This is a genomic window from Amycolatopsis balhimycina FH 1894 (genome assembly GCF_000384295.1).
GTDB classification, from domain to species: Bacteria; Actinomycetota; Actinomycetes; order Mycobacteriales; family Pseudonocardiaceae; genus Amycolatopsis; species Amycolatopsis balhimycina.
Genome location: NZ_KB913037.1, coordinates 4,938,405 through 4,960,222 on the forward strand (window position 1 = coordinate 4,938,405; position 21,818 = coordinate 4,960,222).

Annotated in this window: 20 protein-coding genes; 9 read left to right on the forward strand and 11 right to left on the reverse strand. The window is 70.5% G+C overall.

Annotated features, from left to right (window positions below):
• Positions 1 to 75: 75 nt before the first annotated feature.
• From A3CE_RS0122035 to purD, 8 genes are all read right to left on the reverse strand, one after another.
• Positions 76 to 1,254, reverse strand: a complete 1,179-nt coding sequence (locus A3CE_RS0122035) for a pyridoxal phosphate-dependent aminotransferase (protein WP_020642280.1) — start codon at positions 1,252 to 1,254, stop codon at positions 76 to 78.
• A 9-nt stretch (positions 1,255 to 1,263) separates the two neighbouring features.
• Positions 1,264 to 2,394 carry a transglycosylase SLT domain-containing protein gene (locus A3CE_RS0122040; protein ID WP_026468734.1) on the reverse strand — a complete coding sequence of 377 codons (1,131 nt, stop codon included), beginning with the start codon at positions 2,392 to 2,394 and terminating at the stop codon, positions 1,264 to 1,266.
• Between the two features lie 16 nt (positions 2,395 to 2,410).
• Positions 2,411 to 2,722: a hypothetical protein gene (locus A3CE_RS0122045; protein WP_020642282.1), complete on the reverse strand. Its 312-nt coding sequence runs from the start codon at positions 2,720 to 2,722 to the stop codon at positions 2,411 to 2,413.
• Positions 2,723 to 2,854: 132 nt separating this feature from the next.
• Complete coding sequence (locus A3CE_RS0122050) at positions 2,855 to 3,613, reverse strand: ESX secretion-associated protein EspG (RefSeq protein WP_020642283.1); 759 nt, start codon at positions 3,611 to 3,613, stop codon at positions 2,855 to 2,857.
• A gap of 2 nt (positions 3,614 to 3,615) precedes the next feature.
• Positions 3,616 to 5,199 (reverse strand): hypothetical protein, encoded by a 1,584-nt coding sequence (locus A3CE_RS0122055; protein WP_020642284.1) that lies wholly within the window; start codon positions 5,197 to 5,199, stop codon positions 3,616 to 3,618.
• Between the two features lie 9 nt (positions 5,200 to 5,208).
• Positions 5,209 to 5,778 (reverse strand): DUF3558 domain-containing protein, encoded by a 570-nt coding sequence (locus tag A3CE_RS0122060; protein ID WP_026468735.1) that lies wholly within the window; start codon positions 5,776 to 5,778, stop codon positions 5,209 to 5,211.
• 25 nt (positions 5,779 to 5,803) lie between these two features.
• A complete protein-coding gene (locus A3CE_RS0122065; protein ID WP_020642286.1) occupies positions 5,804 to 6,184 on the reverse strand; it encodes a hypothetical protein in 381 nt (126 codons plus the stop codon).
• A gap of 124 nt (positions 6,185 to 6,308) precedes the next feature.
• Positions 6,309 to 7,583, reverse strand: coding sequence for a phosphoribosylamine--glycine ligase (gene purD / locus A3CE_RS0122070; protein ID WP_020642287.1), 1,275 nt, complete (start codon positions 7,581 to 7,583; stop codon positions 6,309 to 6,311).
• A 178-nt stretch (positions 7,584 to 7,761) separates the two neighbouring features.
• Between purD and A3CE_RS0122075 the strand changes: the two genes are divergently transcribed.
• From A3CE_RS0122075 to A3CE_RS0122085, 3 genes are all read left to right on the forward strand, one after another.
• Complete coding sequence (locus tag A3CE_RS0122075) at positions 7,762 to 8,898, forward strand: glycerophosphodiester phosphodiesterase (protein WP_026468736.1); 1,137 nt, start codon at positions 7,762 to 7,764, stop codon at positions 8,896 to 8,898.
• Positions 8,899 to 9,041: 143 nt separating this feature from the next.
• The gene (locus tag A3CE_RS0122080; protein ID WP_020642289.1) at positions 9,042 to 9,986 is read left to right on the forward strand and encodes a serine hydrolase domain-containing protein; all 945 of its coding nucleotides are present in this window, start codon (positions 9,042 to 9,044) and stop codon (positions 9,984 to 9,986) included.
• A 70-nt stretch (positions 9,987 to 10,056) separates the two neighbouring features.
• Complete coding sequence (locus A3CE_RS0122085; RefSeq protein WP_020642290.1) at positions 10,057 to 11,598, forward strand: amino acid permease; 1,542 nt, start codon at positions 10,057 to 10,059, stop codon at positions 11,596 to 11,598.
• A 57-nt stretch (positions 11,599 to 11,655) separates the two neighbouring features.
• Here the strand turns inward: A3CE_RS0122085 and A3CE_RS0122090 are convergent, their stop codons facing one another.
• Positions 11,656 to 12,891 carry an MFS transporter gene (locus tag A3CE_RS0122090; RefSeq protein ID WP_020642291.1) on the reverse strand — a complete coding sequence of 412 codons (1,236 nt, stop codon included), beginning with the start codon at positions 12,889 to 12,891 and terminating at the stop codon, positions 11,656 to 11,658.
• Positions 12,892 to 13,164: 273 nt separating this feature from the next.
• On the opposite strand from A3CE_RS0122090, the gene A3CE_RS0122095 reads away from it, so the two are divergent.
• Positions 13,165 to 13,662, forward strand: coding sequence for an OsmC family protein (locus A3CE_RS0122095; protein ID WP_020642292.1), 498 nt, complete (start codon positions 13,165 to 13,167; stop codon positions 13,660 to 13,662).
• A 4-nt stretch (positions 13,663 to 13,666) separates the two neighbouring features.
• On the opposite strand, the gene A3CE_RS0122100 is transcribed toward A3CE_RS0122095, so the two are convergent.
• Positions 13,667 to 14,953, reverse strand: a complete 1,287-nt coding sequence (locus A3CE_RS0122100) for an adenylosuccinate synthase (protein ID WP_020642293.1) — start codon at positions 14,951 to 14,953, stop codon at positions 13,667 to 13,669.
• Positions 14,954 to 15,029: 76 nt separating this feature from the next.
• Here A3CE_RS0122100 and A3CE_RS0122105 point away from each other — a divergent pair, with 76 nt between their 5' ends.
• The 3 genes from A3CE_RS0122105 to A3CE_RS0122115 all read left to right on the forward strand — a co-directional run bounded on the left by A3CE_RS0122105 (position 15,030) and on the right by A3CE_RS0122115 (position 17,607).
• The gene (locus A3CE_RS0122105; RefSeq protein ID WP_376741678.1) at positions 15,030 to 15,710 is read left to right on the forward strand and encodes a hypothetical protein; all 681 of its coding nucleotides are present in this window, start codon (positions 15,030 to 15,032) and stop codon (positions 15,708 to 15,710) included.
• A gap of 133 nt (positions 15,711 to 15,843) precedes the next feature.
• On the forward strand, positions 15,844 to 16,482 hold the full coding sequence (locus A3CE_RS0122110) for an HNH endonuclease family protein (RefSeq protein ID WP_051183781.1): 639 nt from the start codon (positions 15,844 to 15,846) through the stop codon (positions 16,480 to 16,482).
• A gap of 18 nt (positions 16,483 to 16,500) precedes the next feature.
• Positions 16,501 to 17,607, forward strand: coding sequence for a glycosyltransferase (locus A3CE_RS0122115; RefSeq protein ID WP_020642296.1), 1,107 nt, complete (start codon positions 16,501 to 16,503; stop codon positions 17,605 to 17,607).
• Positions 17,608 to 17,681: 74 nt separating this feature from the next.
• Here the strand turns inward: A3CE_RS0122115 and A3CE_RS0122120 are convergent, their stop codons facing one another.
• On the reverse strand, positions 17,682 to 19,562 hold the full coding sequence (locus tag A3CE_RS0122120; RefSeq protein ID WP_020642297.1) for an FAD/NAD(P)-binding protein: 1,881 nt from the start codon (positions 19,560 to 19,562) through the stop codon (positions 17,682 to 17,684).
• 329 nt (positions 19,563 to 19,891) lie between these two features.
• On the opposite strand from A3CE_RS0122120, the gene A3CE_RS0122125 reads away from it, so the two are divergent.
• Together A3CE_RS0122125 and A3CE_RS0122130 are read left to right on the forward strand one after the other, a co-directional pair.
• A complete protein-coding gene (locus A3CE_RS0122125) occupies positions 19,892 to 20,188 on the forward strand; it encodes a hypothetical protein (protein WP_020642298.1) in 297 nt (98 codons plus the stop codon).
• Between the two features lie 311 nt (positions 20,189 to 20,499).
• Complete coding sequence (locus A3CE_RS0122130; RefSeq protein WP_020642299.1) at positions 20,500 to 21,759, forward strand: MFS transporter; 1,260 nt, start codon at positions 20,500 to 20,502, stop codon at positions 21,757 to 21,759.
• Positions 21,760 to 21,818 lie beyond the last annotated feature (59 nt).

Consider the following 21,818-nt stretch of genomic DNA (forward strand, 5'->3'; position numbering starts at 1 on the left):
CCACCGGCCCGATAGCTACACAGTGCCAGCTCCGGCGGTGGAACTCCCCTCGAAGAGCCAACGTTCGGGGTTAAATCAGGGTTCCCCCTGGCTGAGCCAGGCACCCAGCCGGCGCACCCCTTCGTCGATGTCCTCGGCGCTGCCGGCGAAGGAGAACCGGACGAACTTGCCGCCGTCGACCGGGTCGAAGTCGACGCCGGGAGTGATCGCGAGACCGGTGTCGGCGAGCAGCCGCTGGCACCAGCTCAGGCTGTCTTCGGTGTACGCGCTGACATCGGCGTACGCGTAGAAGGCGCCGTCAGCGGGGGCGAGGTTGCCGATGCCGATGCGCTTCAGGCCGGCGAAGAGCCGGTCGCGGTTGGCGCGGTACCGCTCGACGTGCGCGTCGGCTTCCGCGTACGCCTCGGGCGTGAAGGCGGCGAGGGCGGCGTACTGCGAGACCGCGGGCGGGCAGATGGTGAAGTTGCCGGTCAGGACGTCGACCGCGCGGTGCAGGCGCTGCGGCGCGAGCAGCCAGCCGAGCCGCCAGCCGGTCATCGCGAAGTACTTGGAGAAGCTCCCGAGCACGACCGGCTCACGGCCGAACTGCCACGCGCAGTCAAGTTCGGCGCCGTAGGAGATGCCGTGGTAGATCTCGTCGCTGATCAGCTGCACCCCGTGCGACGCGCACCAGCCGGTGATCGCGGCGAGCTCCCCGGGCGGCAGCACGGTCCCGGTCGGATTGCTCGGGCTGGCGACGATCAGCCCGTCGATCGGGCCGAGCTCGTCGAGCAGGGCGACGGTGGGCTGGAAGTTCGTTTCGGCGGTGGTCGCGAACTCGACGACCTCGCAGCCCAGCACGGACAGCAGGTTGCGGTAGGCGGGGTAGCCGGGCCGCGCCATGGCGACCTTCGCACCGGGGTCGAAGGCGCTGAGGAAGGCGAGCAGGAAGCCCCCGGAGGAGCCGGTGGTCAGGACGACGTCGTGCGCCTGGACGTCGACGTCGTAGCGCGTCCGGTAGTGCCCGGCCACGGCTTCCCGCAGCTCCGGGAGACCGAGCTGCTCGGTGTAGCCGAGGGTGCTTTTCCGGAGTGCTTCGTGAGCGGCCGCGAGGACGGGCTCCGGCGCGGGCACGGACGGCTGCCCGGCGGCGAGCGACACGAGATCACCGTGGCTGCGCTGCCGGGCACCGGCCGCGGAGAGGACGTCCATGACGTGGAAGGGCGGCACACCGGCCCGCAGCGCGGGCCCGGCGAAGGCTCCGAGGTCGACCATGCGGCCAGGCTAGTAGCCGCGGTAGGCACCGCCGTGGGCCATGGCCTTGATGCCGGGCACGTTGTCGAGGCCGCCGTACCGGTCGAAGGAGTACCGCACCCCGGCGATGATGTTGTCGACCGGGCTGTAGATGTTGTCGTGCCCCGGCAGTTTATGGGCATTGAACGTCGAGTCGATACATTGCATGAGACCCTTTGACGGATGCCCCGCGGCGGCATTCGAATCCCAGTTGTTTATGGCATTCGGATTTCCGCCGGATTCGTGCTGAATGATCGCCCAGATTTTCGGGATATCCGCATCCGTCACCGGAATTCCCGCCGCCTGGAGAGCCTTCAACGCTTCCTGAATCCATTGCTGCACATTGCCCGGGGGCGGCGAGGAAGGCGGGCCACCACTGGGCCCGAGGCCACCACCTCCACCACCCCCGCCGCCGCCACCACCGCCGCCGTGGTGGGAGGCGCCGTTGCTGTGGACGCCGCCGGTGCTCTGGGGTGGCGCCGACGAGCTGCTCGGCAGCGGGACCTGGTCGTAGCCGCCCTCGATCTGCTGGGACATCAGCTTCTGCGACGCCTTGATCGCCGTGTCGGCCTGGGTCTGCAGACCGGTCACGTCGCCGTCGAAACCGGCGGTGATGGTGTGGATGTCCGTCTTCGCGGTGGCCAGGATCTCCGCCGAGCTCGGGCTCGGACCGGGCTTGCCCTCGTCGTGCGCCGTCTTCTCCGCGGCTCTCGCGTTGTCGATGGCGGTCTGCGCCTGCTGGTTGCGGGCGTTGACGGCCTTTTCCGCCGCCAGCTGCTTGTCCTGGACGTTCTTCTTGATCTGTTCGAGGGACGACGCGAGGTCGTCGAGGTCCTTGGCGACGTCCTCGAGGTGGGTCTGCACCTTGGTCCCGGCATCGCGGACCTGGCGGACGTACTGGAAGAACTGGTCCGCCGCCGGACCGGCCCACACCCCGCTGTTGAGCGCGTCGGTCGAATTCTTCAGCGACGCATTGTGGTCGCCGGCGTTCTTGCCCGCTTCGCGGAACTGCGCCGCCGCCGCGGTGATCTTCCCCAGGTCGACCTTTTCGACCTGGTTCACCTTTTCCATGAAGGCGGCCCAGTTGTCCGGCGTTCCGGCGCCGTTGGAGTTCAAACCCACTGTCGTGCCCCTCGGTTCACTTGTCGACGTGGAGGGTGAGGTCGCTCGCCCCGACCTGGTCGGTCTCGGCGATCAGCCCGGCCGCCTTGCGCATGGCGAACCCCAGTGCCTCCATGTGCTTGCCCGCGGCGTCGAACTGGCTGTGCACGCCGTCCTTGAACTTGCCGACCGCGCCGTGCGCGTCGCCGGTGGCGTCCATCCCGCCGAAGGGGCTTTCCTTCTCGTGGTCCAGGCCGGTGACCTTGTGCTTGGACTTCTCGAACTCGTCCTTCAGCTTCTCCACCTGACCGGCCGCGATGGCCAGCGAGTCCGAGTCGTAGACAGGCACGGTTCGTCATCCCCTTCGGAAACTTGTCTCCGCCCGGTCAGACGTCGCCGTGACCAGGACGGTTCCCGCGCTTACTTTATGACTTCGCGCGGGGCGCGCGTACGGTCTCCGCGAACTTCCACCCGGGAGGGCTCAGGCCTCCGCCATCAGTTCGCGGATCCTCGTCGCGAGCAGGGCGTTGTCCGCCGGGGTCACCGTGGCCCACTCGCGGCCGTCACGGTCCGGGGCCACCTGGAACAGGTACCTTCCCGCGTCCGTGTCGAAGAACGCCACCACCCGGCCCGCCCGGTGGACGACGCCGTCGCGTGAAGTGCGTTCGGCGCCGAACTGGCCGCGGGCTTCCTGCCCCAGCAGCATCCCGGACAGCTCCTGGGCCTGGAACAACGGCACCCCGCGATCCTCCAGCGCCGTGACCAGCCCCTTCGCGTCGCCCTTCGCCGCCTCGTCGGCGGAGCGAAGAGCCGCGTACGGGATGCTCACCGTCTGGCCGACGCCCGGGCCGAGGTCGCCCGCGACCGAGACCGCCGCTTCCGGGAGGCCGTCCTCCGTGGCCGGGATCAGCCAGACCTCGCCGTGGTCGACCACCGCCAGGACGGCCTGGCCGCGGACGCTCACCGCGCGGCCGCGGATCTCGCGTTCGGCCCACACCCACACGTCCAGCCCGAACTGGGGGCGGCCCAGCAGGTGCAGCAGGTCCGCCACCTCGCCGGACGCCCGGCGGTTGCGGGCGAGGCGCCGCTCACTCAGCGACGCCCACGCCGACTCCACCAGCTCACGCCGTTCCGCATAGGTGGCCCCTTCGCTCGGCACGTCGAGGGCGACGTGCCGCCGGGGCAGTTCGAAGGACTCCCAGAGCACGTCGAACTCGAGGGCGGACAGCACGAGCGACACGGTCAGCGCACATCCCCGCCGTGGTCACCGAGCACGTCGGGCGAAACCATCCGCTGGTCGGCGAACAGGTCCTGGTCGTCGACGCCGTAGCGGCGGACGTGCTCGGCGTCGTCCTCCTGCGGTGCCGCCTCGGACAGGAACTTCGTCTCGCCGGGCTGCTGCTTCGGGCTGATCTGCTCCGACTTCCTCAGCGCGACGGCTTCCTCCTCGGGCAGCTCCCCGACCGGCAGCGGCCGCATCGGGCCCTTCGGCTGGCTCTTTTCCCGCCGCTGGCGCTCCTTGTCGCCGCTCAGCGCGCCACCGGCCGCGCCCGCGCCGACCGCCGCCGCACCCGCGCCCAGCTCACCCGGCGTCGCGCCCGGCTTCACCGCGAAGCCGCGTTCGGCCGTGTACTGCCCGGGCGGCAGGGACGCCTGCGGGGCTGCCCCGACCGTGCGGCCCTTGGCCAGCAGCCCGTCCGGGGCGCGGCCCGGCGAGCTGTCGACGCCGGTCGAGCCGCCGGAAGCACCCCCGCCCGCGCCGCCGAGTGACTTGATCGGCGTCGTCGCGGGCGACGAACCGGGCGGCAGCGCGCCCGGCGCCCCGGGCGGGACGAACTGTTCGCCACCACCACCGCCACCGCCACCGGCGGACGGGCCGGAGGTGAAGTGGCCGCCTTCGTGGGCCGTGCCACGCCCCGGGGCGTTGACCCAGCCGGGCCCGGGCGCCGATGTCGGTGGCTTCACGCCGGACGGCGTCGTCGACGAACTGGGCGTCGTGTGCTGTGCGGGCGGAGCGCCCACCAGGCCGCTCTGCCGCGGCTGCTGCGCGGGCCGGGACGGCGGCTGGGCCGCGATGCCGTAGGCGGGAGTCGGCGGGTCGGCGTGCACGTGGTGCGACACGGGCTGCACGACCGGCGGGTCGACGTGCACCGACCGGACCTTGTCCGAAGCCGGCTTCACGCCCCCGTCCGGGGTGACCTGGACCGCGGCGCCGGCGACGTCGAGCACGCCCGGCGTGACGCCCGGGGCGGTCAGCTTCAGCGACTCCGGGTCGCCGAGCGACTGCGTCGAGAGCAGGTTCGTGCCGCTCTCCTGCGCGTACTCGTTCAGCGCCTGCGTCGCCTGCGCCTTGGCGTTGTTCGCGGCCTCGACCTGCCGGGCGTGGTCGGTCTCGAACCCGATGAGGCTGAGCAGCACGCCGTCGGTGAGCGTGTAGCCGCCCGCGCCCTTCCGGACGGTTTCGGCGTCCGGGAGCTTGTACTTCGTCCGGTTGAACGCCTCGCCCTGCTCGAACACCATTTCCGCGGCGTGCGCGACCTTCGTCGTGGCGTCCTGGGAGAACCCGGCCTGCTCGGTGAACACCTGGCTCGCCGCGCCCCCGGCCTGGCTCTGCCACTCGACGCCGAGCTTGAGCAGCTGCGCGCGCAGTGTCTGGTCGGTGTGGGCGAGCGCGGTCGCGACGGCCTTCAGCGCGTCGACGGCGGTGCCGATGCTGCCGGTGCCGTCACCGTTGATCATCCGCGTGATCTGGGTGGCGACCGCGGTGTTGGTCCAGCCGTCGAACCGGTGGTTCTGGATGCCGGCCGCGAGCTCGGAGAATTCCACGCGCCCTCCCTAGTTCCGTGCTTTCAGGGACTGCAGCGCCAGGTCGGCGGCGTGCGCCGACATGTCGCACAGCTGCGGCTGCGTGAGCTTGCCGCGGGTGATGGCGAAGGTCTGGACGGCCAGCGTCTGGCCCTTCGCGACGCCGACGAGCGTCTCGCAGTCGGCCGGGTCGCCGGCCGCGCGGTAGTTCGTCAGCGCCGGGTAACCGCCGATGGTCTTCGGCTCGGTGGTCATGCTGTTCTTCTTGCGGGCCCCGGTGATCCACTGGTCGAGGTCCGCGGCCACCGCCCGCACGTGGTAGGAGTGCACCGGCTCGGCGCCGTCGGCGTCGAACACGCAGGTCGGCCCGTCCGTGGGGACTTTGACACTTCGAGGGAGGCTCGTGATGTTCAGGTTGTCGAGCTGCACCTGCGGGAAGATCTCGCACAGGTCGACGCCCAGCAGCGGCAGGTCGGCCGGGCGCTGCGGCAGCTGGGCCGCCTTGGCGCTCTGCGAAGCCGCGGTCGCGGCCGTCTCGACCGGATAGGGGGTGCCGCCGGTGCCCGCCGAACAGCCGGCGAGCGCCGCGGTCGCGAGCACGCCCCCGGTGATCCGCCACCGCCGGTTACGCACCGTGCTTGCCGCGGTCACCGAACACTGCCGCCTTCTCCTCGTCGCTGATCTTGTAGTCCTTCGCGGCTTCGCGCAGCTGCGAAACCAGCCGCTTGAGCCCGGCGACGTACTCGCGGACCTGGCCGGCGTAGGACCGGTCGCCGTCCGCGATCAGGCTGTTCCACGCCTCGATCGACTGGGTGCTGATCACGTCGGCGGACGGCGCGTCGATCCGCAGCTCGCCGAGCCGGGTGAGCAGCTGGTCCTCGAGGGCGTTGGCCTGGTCTTCGACGATGCGGGCGACGTCGAGGAGCTTGTCCGGGCGGACCAGGACGTCCGCGGCCGCGGGCGCCACCGGGACCGCCGAGCTGAGGTCGTACGAGGGTCCTGACATGCTCTCCCCTGACGTCGTACGGACAGTGACCGGCCGGCTCCCGTCGAGGCTACCAACGAGCGTGTGGCGGCAGCCTGAGTTTGGACGAAGAACGGTTCGGGCCGGTTCCCCCGATCCGGGAAAGTCAGGCGCGTTGCTTCGCCGTCGGCGCGCCGATCTCCCCGTTCGCCGCCTTCAGCGCGATGTCGGTGCGGTGGTGCGAGCCCGCGAGGTGGACCTTCTCGACGGTTTCGTAGGCGTGCTTGCGGGCCGACTTGAGCGTCTTGCCCGTGCCGACGACCGACAGCACGCGGCCGCCGGCGGAGACGACGGCGCCGTCGTCACGGCGGCGCGTCCCGGCGTGCAGGACGCCTTCCAGCTCGGCCCCGGTGATGACGTCGCCGGTGCGCGGCTTGCCCGGGTAGCCGTCGGCGGCGATCACGACGGTGACCGCGGCGCCGCCCGCCCACTCCAGCGGCGGGTGCTCGGCGAGCTTGCCGGTGGCGGTGGCGTGCATGAGGCCGGCGATCGGCGTGCGCAGCAGCGCCAGCACGACCTGCGTCTCGGGGTCGCCGAAGCGGCAGTTGAACTCGATGACCTGCGGGCCTTCGGAGGTGAGCGCGAGCCCGGCGTAGAGCAGGCCGGAGAACGGCGCGTCACGCGCGACGAGCTCGTCGGCGACCGGCTGGACGACCTTCTCGACCAGCTCGCCGACCAGGTTCTCGGGCGCCCACGGCAGCGGCGCGTACGCACCCATGCCGCCGGTGTTCGGGCCCGCGTCGTCGTCGCCGACGCGCTTGAAGTCCTGCGCGGGCAGCAGCGGCACGACGGTGCTGCCGTCGACGAAGCAGAACAGCGACGCCTCCGGACCGTCCAAATAGGACTCCAGGAGGACCGGGTGGCCGCCGTCGAGGAGCATGATCGCGTGCTTGCGCGCGACGTCGTAGTCGGTGGTGACGACGACGCCCTTGCCGGCGGCCAGCCCGTCGTCCTTGACCACCCACGTCGGGCCGAAGCGGCCGAGCGCGGCGTCGAGGCGGGCCGGGTTGTCGACCACCTCGCACCGCGCGGTCGGCACGTTCGCCGCGGCCATGACGTCCTTCGCGAACGCCTTCGAGCCTTCGATGCGGGCCGCCGCGGCCGACGGGCCGAAGCAGGCGATGCCCGCCTTGCGGACGGCGTCGGCGACGCCGGCGACGAGCGGGACCTCCGGCCCGACCACCACCAGGTCGGCCTGCCAGCTCTTCGCGAGCGCCGCGACCGCTTCGGGGTCGGACGCCTCGACGCCGAGCTGCTCGGCCATCGCGGCCGTCCCGGCGTTGCCGGGCGCGCAGGCCAGGGCCGTGACGGTGGGGTCGCCGGACGCCGCGAGGACGAGTGCATGCTCACGGGCGCCGGAGCCGATTACCAGTACGCGCACGCCGCACAGCGTATCGGCCCGCCTTCCCGGCGGACATTTCGCCGTCCCCGGGCACCCCGGGGAAGAGGAGTCCACCCGCCGTTTACCGCGGTGTCCACCCGGATACGCGCTTCGGACGCTTGCGACATCAAGGGTGACGCGGGTAGATCAGGGACACCCTGGGAAAAGAGGTCACCGGATGAAGCGCAAACGTGTGGGTGTACTGGCACTGGCCGGGCTGGCGTTGCTGAGCGTCACCGGACTCACCGTCGGGGCGGCGAGCGCCACAGAAACCGGGTCCGCCGACGCGGCCGCGCACGGACGGGGCCACCATGACCCCGTGATCATCGGACACCGCGGCGCGCCCGGGTACCGGCCGGAGCACACCCTCGCCTCGTACGAGCTCGCCTACCGGATGGGCGTGGACTGGGTCGACGTCGACCTCGTGCCGACCAAGGACGGCCAGCTCGTCGCCCGGCACGAACCCGAGATCGGCGGCACCACCGACGTCGCCAAGCACCCGGAGTTCGAGAACCGGAAGAAGACCGTCGTGCTCGACGGCGTCACGACGACCGGGTGGTTCACCCAGGACTTCACGCTGGCCGAGCTCAAGACGCTGCGCGCGGTCGAGCGGATCCCGCAGAACCGGCCGCACAACACGCTGTACGACGGCCGCTACCAGATCGCCTCCTACCAGGAGGTCCTCGACCTGACCAAGCGGCTGGGCCGGGAGCTGCACCGGACGCTGGGCACCTACCCCGAGGTCAAGCACTCGACGTTCTTCCAGTCGATCGGCAACCCGACCGAGCCGAAGCTGGTCTCGATCCTCAAGCGCAACGGCCTCGACCGGCCGGACGCGCCGGCGATCATCCAGTCGTTCGAGGTGTCGAACCTGATCGACCTGCACCAGCAGCTCCGGACGCCGCTGCTGCAGCTGACCTCGGCGACCGGCGCCCCGGCGGACTTCGTCGCGAAGGGCGACAAGCGGACGTACGCGGACCTCGTGACGCCGCAGGGGCTGCGTGAGGTCGCGAAGTACGCGAAGTACTTCGGGCCGGACAAGGCGCAGGTCATCCCGCGGGACGCCGCCGGCAACCTGGGCACGCCGACCGCGCTCGTCGCGGACGCGCACAAGGCGGGCCTGAAGGTGCAGCCGTACACGTTCCGGAACGAGAACCCGTTCCTGCCGGCCAACCTGCGCTCGTCGGCCGAGCCGGACGCCTACGGCGACGTCTTCACCGAGGAAGCGGCGTTCTTCAAGGCCGGCGTCGACGGCTTCTTCGCCGACCAGCCGGACACCGCGCTGGAGTCGCTGCACGCGTTCCTGGGCCGCTAGGTTCGCCCGAAAGTGATTGGCCGTGAATGGCACATCGAGGGACTAGAATTGGCGCAGTGGCGCGTCAGCGCCTCCGTTGAGGGTGGTGGCGGGGGCATGGATGAACCCTCAATGTGCCATTCACGGCTTCGGGGGGGGGACCTGTGCAGGGGGAGATCGACCGGCTGGCCGGGGAACACGGATTTTCCGGTGTCCTGCTGGTGAGCCGGGGTGACGAGACGTTGTTCGCGAAGGCGTACGGGCACGCGCACCTCGGGTACGGCGTGGAGAACACCGTCGACACTCGGTTCGCGATCGCCAGCGGCACCAAGGGCCTGACCGCGCTCGTCGTCGTCGGCCTGGTCGCCGAGGGACGGCTGCGGCTGGAGACCACCGCCCGTGAAGTCCTCGGCGACGACCTGCCGCTGATCGACGACCGGGTGACCGTCGAGCACCTGCTGACGCACACCTCCGGCATCGGCGACTACTGCGACGAGGAAGCGGACCCGCCGCCGACCCCGCTCCTCGCCACGTCGGCCGACTACCTCGCGGCGCTCGACGGGTATCCGCAGATCTCCCCGCCGGGCACGGAGTTCCGGTACCACAACGGCGCGTTCGCCGTGCTCGGCCTGATCGCCGAACGGATCGCCGGCATACCTTTCGCCGACCTCGTCCGGACCCGCGTGACCGAGCCCGCGGGCATGGCGGACACCGCGTTCCTCCGCTCGGACGCGCTGCCCGGCCGGACGGCCACCGGGTACCTGGAAGACGGCCGCACCAACGTGTTCAGCCTGCCCGTCGTGGGCTACGCGGACGGCGGGATCTACAGCTCCGCGCCGGATTTCCGGAAGTTCTGGCCGGCGTTCCTGGCCGGCCGGATCGTGCCGCGGGAGTGGGTGGACCGGATGCTCAGCCCGCACGCCGACGGCTACGGGCTGGGGTTCTGGCTGCCCGGGGACGGCGGGGTCCGGCTGGTCGGCGGCGACCACGGCGTCACGTTCCTGAGCACGCACCGGCCGTCGTCCGGGCTCACCGCGACCCTGATCTCGAACAACCACCGAGGTGGCGGGCCCCTCCTGCGGCTGGACGAGTTCTTCACGGAGGCTTGACACCTACCGGGACCCAGGCTAATTTCGGCAAATTCAAAGGTCTGGCCGTATACCTTTCAAGAGGTGCTCGATGGATGTTTCCGACCAGCAGACCACCCCCGACCACGCCGACGACGACAGCGCCCGCCTGCACCAGCTGGGGTACGCGCAAGAGCTCAAACGGACGATGTCGGCGTTCTCGAACTTCGCCGTCTCCTTCACGATCATCTCGATCCTCTCCGGCTGCCTCACGCTCTACGGCACGGGAATGAAGACCGGTGGGCCGGCCGCGATGATCTGGGGCTGGGTCCTGGTCGGCTTCTTCGTGATCCTCGTCGGCCTCGGCATGGCGGAAGTGTGTTCCAGCTACCCGACCGCGGGCGGGCTGTACTACTGGGCGGCGAAACTGGCCCCGCGCAACGGCGCGGCCTGGTCGTGGTTCACCGGCTGGTTCAACCTGGTCGGCCAGATCGCCGTCACGGCGGGCATCGACTTCGGCGCCGCGCTGTTCCTCAACGCGTTCCTCGATCTGCAATGGGGCTTCACGGCCACGGCGGGGCACACGATCCTGCTGCTGGTGATCATCCTCGTGCTCCACGGCCTGCTGAACACCTTCGGCGTCCGGCTGGTCGCGATCCTCAACAACGTCAGCGTGTGGTGGCACCTCGTCGGCGTGCTGGTCATCGTGGGTGTGCTGACCTTCGTGCCCGCCAAGCACCAGGACGCGAGCTTCGTCTTCGGGGAGTTCGTCAACAAGACCGGCTGGACCTCGCCGATCTACGTGTTCGCGCTGGGCCTCCTGCTCGCGCAGTACACGTTGACCGGCTACGACGCTTCGGCGCACATGACGGAAGAGACGAAGAACGCCGCCAAGGCCGGGCCGCGCGGCATCGTCACCTCGATCCTCGTCTCCCTGGTCGCCGGGTGGATCCTGCTGATCGGCCTGACCTTCGCGATCCAGGACTACGACGGCGCGGTCGGCTCCGCGACGGGGGTGCCGCCCGCCCAGATCTTCATCGACGCCACCGGGGTCACCACCGGCAAGTTCCTCCTGCTCATCTGCATCGGCGCGCAGCTGTTCTGCGGGATGTCGTCGGTGACGGCCAACTCGCGGATGATCTACGCCTTCGCCCGTGACGGCGCGATCCCGGGCTCGGGCTTCTGGCACCGGATCAACAAACGGACCCAGACCCCGACCAACGCCGTCTGGCTCGCCGCCGTCGGCGCCTTGATCCTGGCCCTGCCGTACCTGTGGAGCGCGACGGCGTACTACGCGGTCACCTCCATCGCGGTCGTGGGTCTCTACGTCGCCTACGTGATTCCCGTGTTCCTCCGGGTCCGGCGAGGCGACTCGTTCGAACCGGGTCCGTGGCACCTCGGCAAGTGGGGGAAGCCGATCGGTATCGTCGCGTCCGTCTGGGTCGCGTTCATCTTCGTGCTGTTCATGCTTCCGCCGGCGTCGCCGGTGACGGTGGATTCCTTCAACTACACGCCGATCGCGTTCCTCGTGGTCCTCGGCGGCGCGGGCATCTGGTGGGTGGTCTCGGCCCGGAAGTGGTTCACGGGCCCGAAGGTCCAGGGCTCCGAAGCCGAACTGGCCGCGGTGGAGCAGGAACTGAAGGAACTCGGCTGAGAGTCCGTGAATGGCACATTGAGGGACTTGAAGTCCCTCAATGTGCCATTCACGGCTCTAGGTGGTGGCCGGGCGGGTGGCCGGGCTGACGTCGTCGCGGGCCGGGCTGTGGTGGCCGGGGCGGACGACCGTGACCGCCGCCGCGCCCAGGGCGCCGACGCCGGCGAACGCGTAGAAGCCCCACGGGTACGCGATTCCCGCCGTCAGCAGCGCGCCGCCGAGGATCGGGCCGGAGATCGCGCCGATCCGGCCGATGCCGGCGGCCCAGCCGAGGCCGGTCGCGCGGATCGCGTCCGGGTAGATCCGGCCGACGTAGGCGTACACGAGCACCTGGGCGCTGAACACGAAGCAACCGGTCAAGAACACCGCCGCGTACAGCCCGACGGCGGGCAGCTTCACGCTCAGCAGCGCGAGGAACAACGCGCCCGCGCAGAACCAGACGATCGCCGACGGGCGGATGCCGACCCGGTCGGCCACCCGGCCCGCGACGAGCAGACCCACGATGCCGCCGACGTTCAGCGTCAGCAGCAGGCTCAACGCGGCGCCGAGCGGGTAGCCGGCCTGGCGCATGATCTCCGGCAGCCAGGTGTTGAGCCCGTAGACCAGCAGCAGGCCCATGAACGACGTCGCCCAGAACGCGATCGTCGCGCGCAGCAGGCCGCCGCGGAACAGGCCGGCGACGGCGTGCCCGGCCGACCGCTCGGTCTCGCGGACCCGCTGGAACGTCTCGGACTCCGGCAGGAACTTCAGCATCAGCGGGATCAGCACGACGGCCGGGAGCGCGCCGGCGACGAACATCGCGCGCCAGCCCAGCGGCGAGATCAGCACGATGCCCAGCAGCGCGGTGAGCACCGCACCGACGTGGTAGCCGGTCATCACCGTGGTCGTGGCGCTGCCGGCCTTTCCGCGGCGCGCGTACTCCGTGACCAGCGTGATCGCCGTCGGCAGGCAGCCGCCGAGGCCGAGACCGGCGACGAACCGCAGCAGGCCGAAGACGAACGTGGACGGCGCGAAGGCGCACAGCAGCGTGCACAGCGAGAACAGCGCCACGGAGATGATCAGCGACTTCCGGCGGCCGATGACGTCGGTGACCGTGCCGATCGCCAGGCCGCCCAGCATCATCCCGGCGAGCCCGACGGTCGACACGACCGAAGCCGTGGCGGGCGTCAGGTCCCAGACGTGGCCGCGGAGCAGCACGGGCAGCACGGTGCCGAGCACGACCAGGTCGAACCCGTCCAGCAGGACGGCGGTCCAGGCCAGGGGCACGACCCAGGAGCGGGTGCCAGGGGACATGGGAACCTCCGGTGGTGCGTCGGTGCACGTCATCCGCACACATGTGCGTATTGCGAACAAGTATGCACGCGACCCCCGACAGAATCCATCGCACTTCCACTCGCCGGAAGCCGAGCTGGGCCACGCGATCTGCGGAAAGATCACGCGCGCGGACCGGCTGGGTCGAGCAAGCGCTTCCGCATCGCGGGCACCCGTGCTCCCACCGCGTGAGAACCCGAGCGGACGGCCGTGAAATCGCTCACCCTGAAGCAAATCCGATCTTCAGGAGAGCCCATGTCGCTGACCGACGTCATCGAAGGCACCCGCAAGGCTGTCGACGCCGACCCGCACAACGCCGCCGTTTCCTTCAGCGTCGACAACGTCCTGAAGCCCGGCACCAAGACCGAAGTCGCCGTCAAGGTGCGGGGCCACGAGTTCACCGTCGACGAACCGCCGGCGCTCGGCGGGACCGACCACGCCGCCAACCCCGTCGAGTTCGCGCTCGCCGCCCTCGGCTCCTGCCAGGTGATCACCTACCAGTTCTGGGCGGCGAAGCGCGGGATCCCGCTCGACTCGGTCAAGGTCACCGTCGACGGCGACCTCGACCTGCACGGCTTCTTCGGCTTCTCCTTCAACACCCGCCCCGGTTTCGGGGACGTCCGCGTGTCGGTCGAGCTCGAAGGACCGGCGAGCCGGGAGCGCTACGAAGACCTCAAGCGCGAGGTCGACGAGCACTGCCCGGTGCTCGACCTGTTCCGGAACGAGACGCCGGTCAGCACGAAGCTGACTTAGCCGCTCAAACGAACTTGTGCCGCACGATCGTCTGCTCGCGGCCCGGGCCGACGCCGATCGCCGAAATCCGGGCGCCCGACAGCTCTTCCAGGCGCTCGACGTACGCGCGGGCGTTCGCCGGGAGCTCCTCGAACGTGCGGCACGCCGAGATGTCCTCGAACCAGCCCGGGTGCTCTTCGTAGATCGGGATCGCGTGGTGCACGTCGGTCTGCGTCATCGGCATGTCCTGCGTGCGGAATCCGTCGACTTCGTAGCCGACGCACACCGGAACCTTCTCCAGCCCGGACAACACGTCCAGCTTCGTGAGGAAGTAGTCGGTGATGCCGTTGACGCGCACCGCGTACCGCGCGATCACCGCGTCGAACCAGCCGGTGCGGCGCGAGCGGCCCGTCGTCACGCCGAACTCGCCGCCCTGCTTGCGCAGGTACTCGCCGGACTCGTCGTGCAGCTCGGTCGGGAACGGGCCGGAACCGACGCGCGTGGTGTAGGCCTTGAGGATGCCGAGCACCGTCGTGATCCGGCCCGGCCCGATGCCGGAGCCGGCGCTCGCGCCGCCGGACGTCGGGTTCGACGACGTCACGAACGGGTAGGTGCCGTGGTCGACGTCGAGCAGCGTGCCCTGTGAGCCCTCCAGCAGCACGGTTTCGCCGCGCTCCAGCGCCTGGTTGAGCTGCAGCCGCGTGTCCGCGATGCGGTGCGCGAACTTCTCGCCCGCGGCCAGCACCTCGTCGGCGACCTGGTCCGCGTCGAGGGCGTTGCGGTTGTAGACCTTCACCAGTACCTGGTTCTTGAACTCCAGCGCGGCTTCGACCTTCTGGCGGAAGATCTTCTCGTCGAGCAGGTCCTGCACGCGGACGCCGACGCGGGCGATCTTGTCCTGGTAGCACGGCCCGATGCCGCGGCCGGTGGTGCCGATCTTGCGGCTGCCGAGGTACCGCTCGGTGACTTTGTCGATGGCCACGTGGTACGGCATGATCAGGTGCGCGTCGGCCGAGATCAGCAGCTTGGACGTGTCGACGTCCCGCGCTTCGAGGCCGGAGAGCTCTTCGAGCAGCACGCCCGGGTCCACCACCACGCCGTTGCCGATGACGTTGGTCACGCCCGGCGTCAGGATGCCGGACGGGATGAGGTGCAGGGCGAAGTTCTCGCCGTTCGGCAGGACGACCGTGTGACCGGCGTTGTTGCCGCCCTGGTAGCGGACGACCCACTGGACGCGGTCACCCATCAGGTCGGTGGCCTTGCCCTTGCCTTCGTCGCCCCATTGGGCACCGATGAGCACGATGGCCGGCATGTGACACTCCAGGTGTTCGAGGACGTGAGGTTTAGTGTCCCGGACGGACACCGGTGGCGCTGCTAAATGCCGGTGCATGAGCGTAACGGAGGACCCGCGGGTGCGCGGAATAGTGGTGGCTTGTGGCGACGAAGCGGCGGGCTTCGAGGAGGTCGACGACGTCGAGTCGATCCGTGTCCCGAGCCGTCCCGGCAAGGCGGAAATCGACCCCTTGCTGGGCGAACACGATCACCTGGTCGTCTCGGGCACGGACGCCGACCTCGCCGCGGTCGTGCTGCGGCTGCTCCGCAAGGACGCGCTCTCCGGCGTGTCGGTCGGGTTCGTGCCGTCGTCGCCGGACTCGGTCGTCGGTGCGCTCTGGGGGCTGCCGAAAACGCCGCTGCGTGCCCTCGCGCTGGCTCTGCGCGGCGAGGTCGACCCGGTGCCGCTGATCCGCGACGACGTCGGCGGCGTGCTCGTCGGGCGCGGGCAGCTCCGGCTCGTCCGCGGCGTCGCCTACGCCGACGAGCAGGTCGCGTTGCGGGGGCCGGCCTCGTCGATCGAGGTGACGCCCGACCCGGGCGGCCCGGGCCTGGCCGTCCGCGTCGTCAAGGGGACGATCTTCAAGCGGCCGACGACGCTGTACTCGCGGGCGTTCCAGATCGGCTGCATCCCGACCCGGCCGGTGCTCGACGACGTCGTCCACGAGCGCGCGGTGAACAAGTGGACCTGGTACCGGCACACCGAAGACCTGCGGCTGGTCCGCGGCGCCGGCTGATCCACACCGTACGGTTCGTCGCGGACAACGCGGTGTTCATTGACGGGCAGCAACATGTCACCTATACGTGTTGTACGCGCCACTCCCGTGCCTCAGGGTTAGCTGTCCCCACTTCTGACACGGAGGCAGCAAAATGCCCACCAGGCGTGCTGTTCGTCATTCGTTCACTGTGCTGGCCGTCACCGCGGTGCTGTCCGGAACCCTGGCCGGCGTCGCGGACGCGACCCCGCCGGGCATCCCGTCGGCCACCACGGCGAAGTCCGAGCTCGCGGCACTGACCGTCAAGGCCGACGGCTCGCAGACCGGCTACAGCCGCGACAAGTTCCCGCACTGGATCGACCAGGGCAACAGCTGCAACACCCGCGAAGTGGTGCTGAAGCGCGACGGCACGAACGTGGTGACGAACTCCAGCTGCGCCGCGACCTCCGGCAAGTGGGTCAGCCCGTACGACGGCGCGACCTGGACCGCGGCCTCCGATGTGGACATCGACCACGTGGTGCCGCTGGCCGACGCGTGGCGCACCGGCGCGTCGTCGTGGACGACCGCGCAGCGCCAGGCGTACGCGAACGACCTCACCGACCCGCAGCTGATCGCCGTGACGGACAACGTCAACCAGGAGAAGGGCGACAAGTCGCCCGACGCCTGGAAGCCGCCGCTCGTGAGCTACTGGTGCACCTACGCGAAGATGTGGGTCGCGGTGAAGTACAAGTTCAAGCTGACGATCAAGTCCGCCGAGAAGACCGCCCTGACGGACATGCTCAACCGCTGCTGACGCCGGTACGCTCGGGCGGTGCGGATCCTCTTCACGTGCCGCCCGGCGTACGGCCACCTCTTTCCCCTGCTGCCCCTGGCGAACGCGGCGCGCGCGGCCGGGCACGACGTCGTGTTCGGCACCGGCGAGGCGTTCGTGCCCAAGGTGCGTGAACTCGGCTTCGAGACTCATCGCGTCGGCATCGGGATCGGCGACGCGGAAACCGAAGCCAAGCGGCGGCACGGCGAGGACGCCGGAATCTTCGACATCGCCCTCACGATGTTCGCCGAGCTGCTGCCGCGGGCGAACCTCGACGACCTGACGCCGCTGCTCCCCGGGCTGCGTCCCGATCTCGTGGTCTACGAACAGAGCGACGTCGGCACCGGGATCGCGGCCCGCCAGGCGGGTCTTCCCGTCGTGTCGGTCGTCATCGGGCGGTCGATGCCGCCGGCGATCCTGGCCGTCGCGACCGAACGGCTGCGGCCGCTCTGGGGCACCCTGCCCGCGGACGCCCTGTTCGGCGACGCCTGCATCGACGTCTGGCCCGACAGCGTCCGCGACCCGGGCTCGGCGGCCGTGCCGAAGGTGTTCCGGATGCGCCCGACGCCGTACGACGCGGCTGTCCCGCTGCCGCCGCTCCCGGAAGACGGCTTCGTGTACCTGACCCTGGGCACGGTGGTGTTCGGCGCGACGCAGGTGCTGCGCGGGGCGATCGCCGCCCTGTCGCGGCTGCCGGTGGACGTGCTGGTGGCGGTCGGCCCGGGCGACCCCGCGGCACTGGGCCCGGTGCCGGGCAACGTGCGGGTCGCCGGGTTCGTGCCCCAAGCCGAGGTGCTGAAGCACGCGGGCCTGGTGGTGCACCACGGCGGCACGGGGACGGTGCTCGCCACGCTCGCCGCCGGCCTGCCCCAGCTGATCCTGCCCCAGGGCGCCGACCAGTTCGCCAACGCCGAGACCCTGTCGGCGCTCGGCGCGGCGAAGGCGCTGGTGGGCGACGCGGTCCGGATCGACGCGATCGAGGCGGCGGTCCGCGAGCTGCTGGCCGGCCCGGCGGCCCGGGACATCGCCCGCGGGATCGCGGCCGAGATCGCGGAAATGCCGCCGCCCGAACAGGTTCTGGAGGAACTGGTCACCTGGGCGTCGTGAGCCGCGGTCCTGAATGACTCATTCAGGACCTCCCGCGCCCTGAATGAGTCATTCAGGGCACTCCGGCGGCAGGGTCAGCCGGCCGGATTGGCCAGCGTCAGGATTTCCCGCGCCACGGCGTCGTTCTGGCGGAAGGACGTCGCGTTCGTCCGCGGCCGGGAGAACGCCGCCGCCGAGCGGGCGCTCGTGTGCGGGCCCACCGCGAAGCGGTGCGGGTGGGGGCGCCCGGCGCCGTCGAGCAGGCGGGAGTCCGCGACGCGCGTGTGGATGCGGCCCGACGGCAGGCGGTCGCCGGTGACCGGGTCCGCGACCGTCTCTTCGGCCAGCTCACCCGCGTCGCGCAGCCGCCGGAGCAGTCCGTCGGCCGCGCGGGTCACGCTCGGGCCCGGCAGCCGCGCTTCGATGAGCGTGCGGGCCTCGACGGACTCCGGGTGGCTCGCGCCGGACGCCACGAAGACGCCGCGTTCCGCCGTCACCCGCATTTCCGCGCCCGCGAAGGAAACCAGCCTCGCCTCGTGCAGAGCCAGCAGTTCCTCCAGCCGGCGTGGCGGCGGCCCGCTGGCGTAGTACGAGAAGAACCCGTGGAACCAGCCATCCACATCGGACAGCTGCGACCCGGCGGATAAACGTCCTTTGTGGACTAAAGCGGGCAGCTGGGAGTACGCCGACAGCAGCGCCATGAACGCGCCGAGATCGGCGCTGAACTCCTGGTCCGCCCGCCGTGTCAGGTCGGCTTCGACGTATTCGCGCAGTTCCTTCCCGAACTCCTCGGCCGAGCCGAACTCGCGGCCCGCCATCGGCCGGTCCAGCCGGTCGAGGTCGAGCCGGTCGGCCTCGGCGGGCACCGCCCGTGCGATGAGGTCCCGCATACCCGGCGAATCCCAGTCCAGGTCGGCGAAAGCGTCGGCGAACACGGCGAAGTCCAGACGCACCCGGTCGGGGTGCCCGGTGAACAGCTCGCTGTAGTAGCCCCAGGCCAGCTCCTTCGCGACCAGCGGCCAGACGTCCCGGCGGAAATCGAGGGCGTCCCCAGTCAGCGCGTCCATGGCGTAGGCGTCGAAGAACCTGGGCAGCCGCACCGGTTTCCCGCGCAGCCGGTAGCCGATCTTCGCGTGGTAGGGCACCCCGCGCCGCGAGCCGACGTGCAGCACCGGCTCGGCGCCGCTCGGGTGGTAGCGGAGACCACCGCACGGGAGGTCCTCGAACCGGCCGCCGCGCCCCTCGGTCAGCAGCAGCATCAGGTCGACGAAGGCCAGCCCGAACCCCCGGACCAGCACGGTTTCCCCCGGTTCGATGCCGGAGTAGTCGACATCGGCGGTGTAGCCGGCCGGGTAGTAGGAGAGCCTGTGGCGCGCGGCGAACGACACCAGCTCGCGCTCCCGCTCGTCCGGCTCGGCGTCGAGGTGCCCGACGGTGAACAGCACGGCGTCCGCGGACACCGTCGAGCCGTCGGACAGGCTGACGTCGTGACCGTCCACCCCGACCGCCCGGGCGGCGTGCTCGACGACGTCGATGCCGTCGGGCAGGTCCTCGACGACGGTCTGGTACACCCACCGCAGGTAGGCACTCTGCAGGCGCCGGGTGGGGAAGTCGAAGGGGTCGAGCGCGGTCAGCTCGGCGACGACGCCGGGCGGCACGTCGGCCTCGAGCCCGCCGCCCCGCACCTTCCGCGCCCACTCCAGCAGGGACGGCCCCGGCCGCACCGGGCCCGCCATCTTCACCGAGTCGTCGGTGAACATCGTGACGTCCTCGGGCATGGAGTTCATTCGCAGCAGCGGCGACTGGTCGTACCGCCACACCCGGCCGGGCCCGGGCGGGAACGGGTCGATCAGGTGCACCTCGAGCCGGCGGCCGCCGAGCAGCTCCGCGGCGTTCGCGCCGAGCCGCTCGAGGACGCCGACCCCGCGGGGTCCGGCGCCCACGACGGCGAGGGTGAACGGCGGATGGTCGGCCACAAAACCGAAGCTACGCCCGAGTTCCGCCGCGCCCCCCGCTTCCCACAGTGCGGAACCGGTGCCGCGGCGACGTCATGAACGAGTCGTTCACCTCACCCGACGCCATGAACGAGTCGTTCACGGCGTCCGGACGGCCCAACCTCCGCGCGTCACCAATACGTCCCGGCCACCGGCTCCGAATTCCCCGGGCACACCGGCGAAAGGAGCGGATTTGTCCCTCGTCCACCCAGGCGCCCGGGCCTTCCCACCGGCTTTCCCCGGAAGGTGCGGGTGGCGACGCCCCCGGCTCCGGGGCGAAGCCGGGGATCTCGCGCCGCCGCCGCGAAGACGTGGCCGATGAGATCGGTTCGCCGCACCGCGTCCACACCGCGCAGGACGTGGTCGGCACCCTGCTCCAGGGCAACTGGGCGATCTTCGCCCACGAGTGGGCCGATCCGGACGGGATCGACCCGAAGCACTGGCGGGACGTCGTCGAGGCCGCCGCGGAGGCGGTCGGGGTCGACGTCGAGTTCGTGGTCATCCCGCGCCGGTCCCTGACCGTCGTGTTCAACCGGGCGGCCCCGCCCACGTTCGAGCAGGTCCGCGCGTCGATCGAGGTGATCGAACGCGCGCGCGGCACCCGCTGATCCCTTCCCCAGGTAGCCACCTCGCGAGGGCGAGGTGGCTACTTTTGCCCCTGGTCCCGGGACCACGTGGTACGGAATGATCGATTCGTGACTCCTGAGCGACCGACCAGACACTGCGGGCTATCGTCTGACCCGTTCGGGAAAGTTTCGTGACACTTTGGATACCAGCGAAAGAACCTAGATATTTACCAACCGTCACGGGACACTGATCGGGGGACTCACGTACCGTAACTGACTCATGACCGACTGGTCGTCTTGTCACCGCCGGTCATGGGAGAGTCGCGGTCTGCTTAACAGTTCGGGAGAAACGCATGGCAGCACCGCCGGACCGGGTCACGTTCCGCGAGGTGTTCGGAGTCGCCGAGTTCCGGGCGCTCTGGTTCGGGGAACTGCTGTCGATCGCCGGCGACCAGCTGGCCAGGGTCGCGCTGTCCATCCTCGTGTTCACCGGGACCAAGTCCGCGGCCCTGACCGGCCTGACGTACGCCCTGACCTACGCCCCTTCACTGCTGGGCGGCATCTTCCTGACCGGCTTCGCCGATCGCTTCCCCCGCCGCAGCGTGATGGTGCTCGTCGACCTGCTGCGGGCCGCGCTGATCCTGCTGGTCGCCCTGCCCGGCATCCCGTTCTGGCTGATGTGCGTGCTGGTCGGCGGGGTCTCCCTGGTCAACCCGCCGTTCAAGGCGTCCCAGCTGGCACTGCTGCCGCAGGTGCTCGAAGGCGACCGGTTCGTCGTCGGGATGGGCATCCGGAGCATGACCGTGCAGAGCGCCCAGCTGCTCGGCTTCGCCGGCGGCGGCGCGCTGCTGATCGCCCTCGACCCGCACGTGGCGCTGGTCGTCGACGCCGCCACTTTCGTGCTGTCGGCCCTCTTCGTCCGGTTCGGCGTCCGCGAGCGGCCGGCCGCGGCGAGCGGCGAACAGCGGAAGTCCTTCTTCGCGACGCTCGGCGGCGGTGGCCGGACGGCGTTCGCGAGCTCGTCGTTGCGGACACTGGTGCTGTTCACCTGGCTGATGGGGTTCCTGCCGGTCTACGAAGGCATCGCCGCGCCGTACGTCTCGGCGTCGGGCGGCGGCCCCGAAGCGATCGGCCTGCTGCTCGCGGCCGACCCGATCGGCAGCGTCATCGCGACCTTCGCCTACACGCGCTGGGTGCCCGCGCGGCTGCGGCCGAAGCTGATCGGCCCGCTGTCGGCGCTGTGCGCGGTCCCGCTGGTGCTGTGCTTCCTGAACCCCGGCCCGGTCTCGTCGATCGTGCTCTTCATCGTGTCGGGCGGCTTCGGCACGATCTGCCTGCTGCAGGCGACCGCGTCACTGACCCTGGCCGTGCCCGACGAGCAGCGCGCGCAGGTGATGGGCCTGTCCAACACCGGGCTCACCACGATGATGGGCATCAGCCCGCTGATCGGGGGCGTGCTCGCGGATCAGCTCACGCCACACGGGACGGTGGGGATCTTCGGCGTCGCCGGGATCCTGCTCACCCTGCCGCTGGCCACGCTGTGGGCCAGGACCCTGTCGAGCGAGTCCCAACGATCCGATGACGAAGAAGCCGCACGCGCCGAACATGCTTGACATGCTCCGCGCGTGCGCCCGACCCTGCGCGACCTTGCGGTGCGCTGTGCGGTCACTGA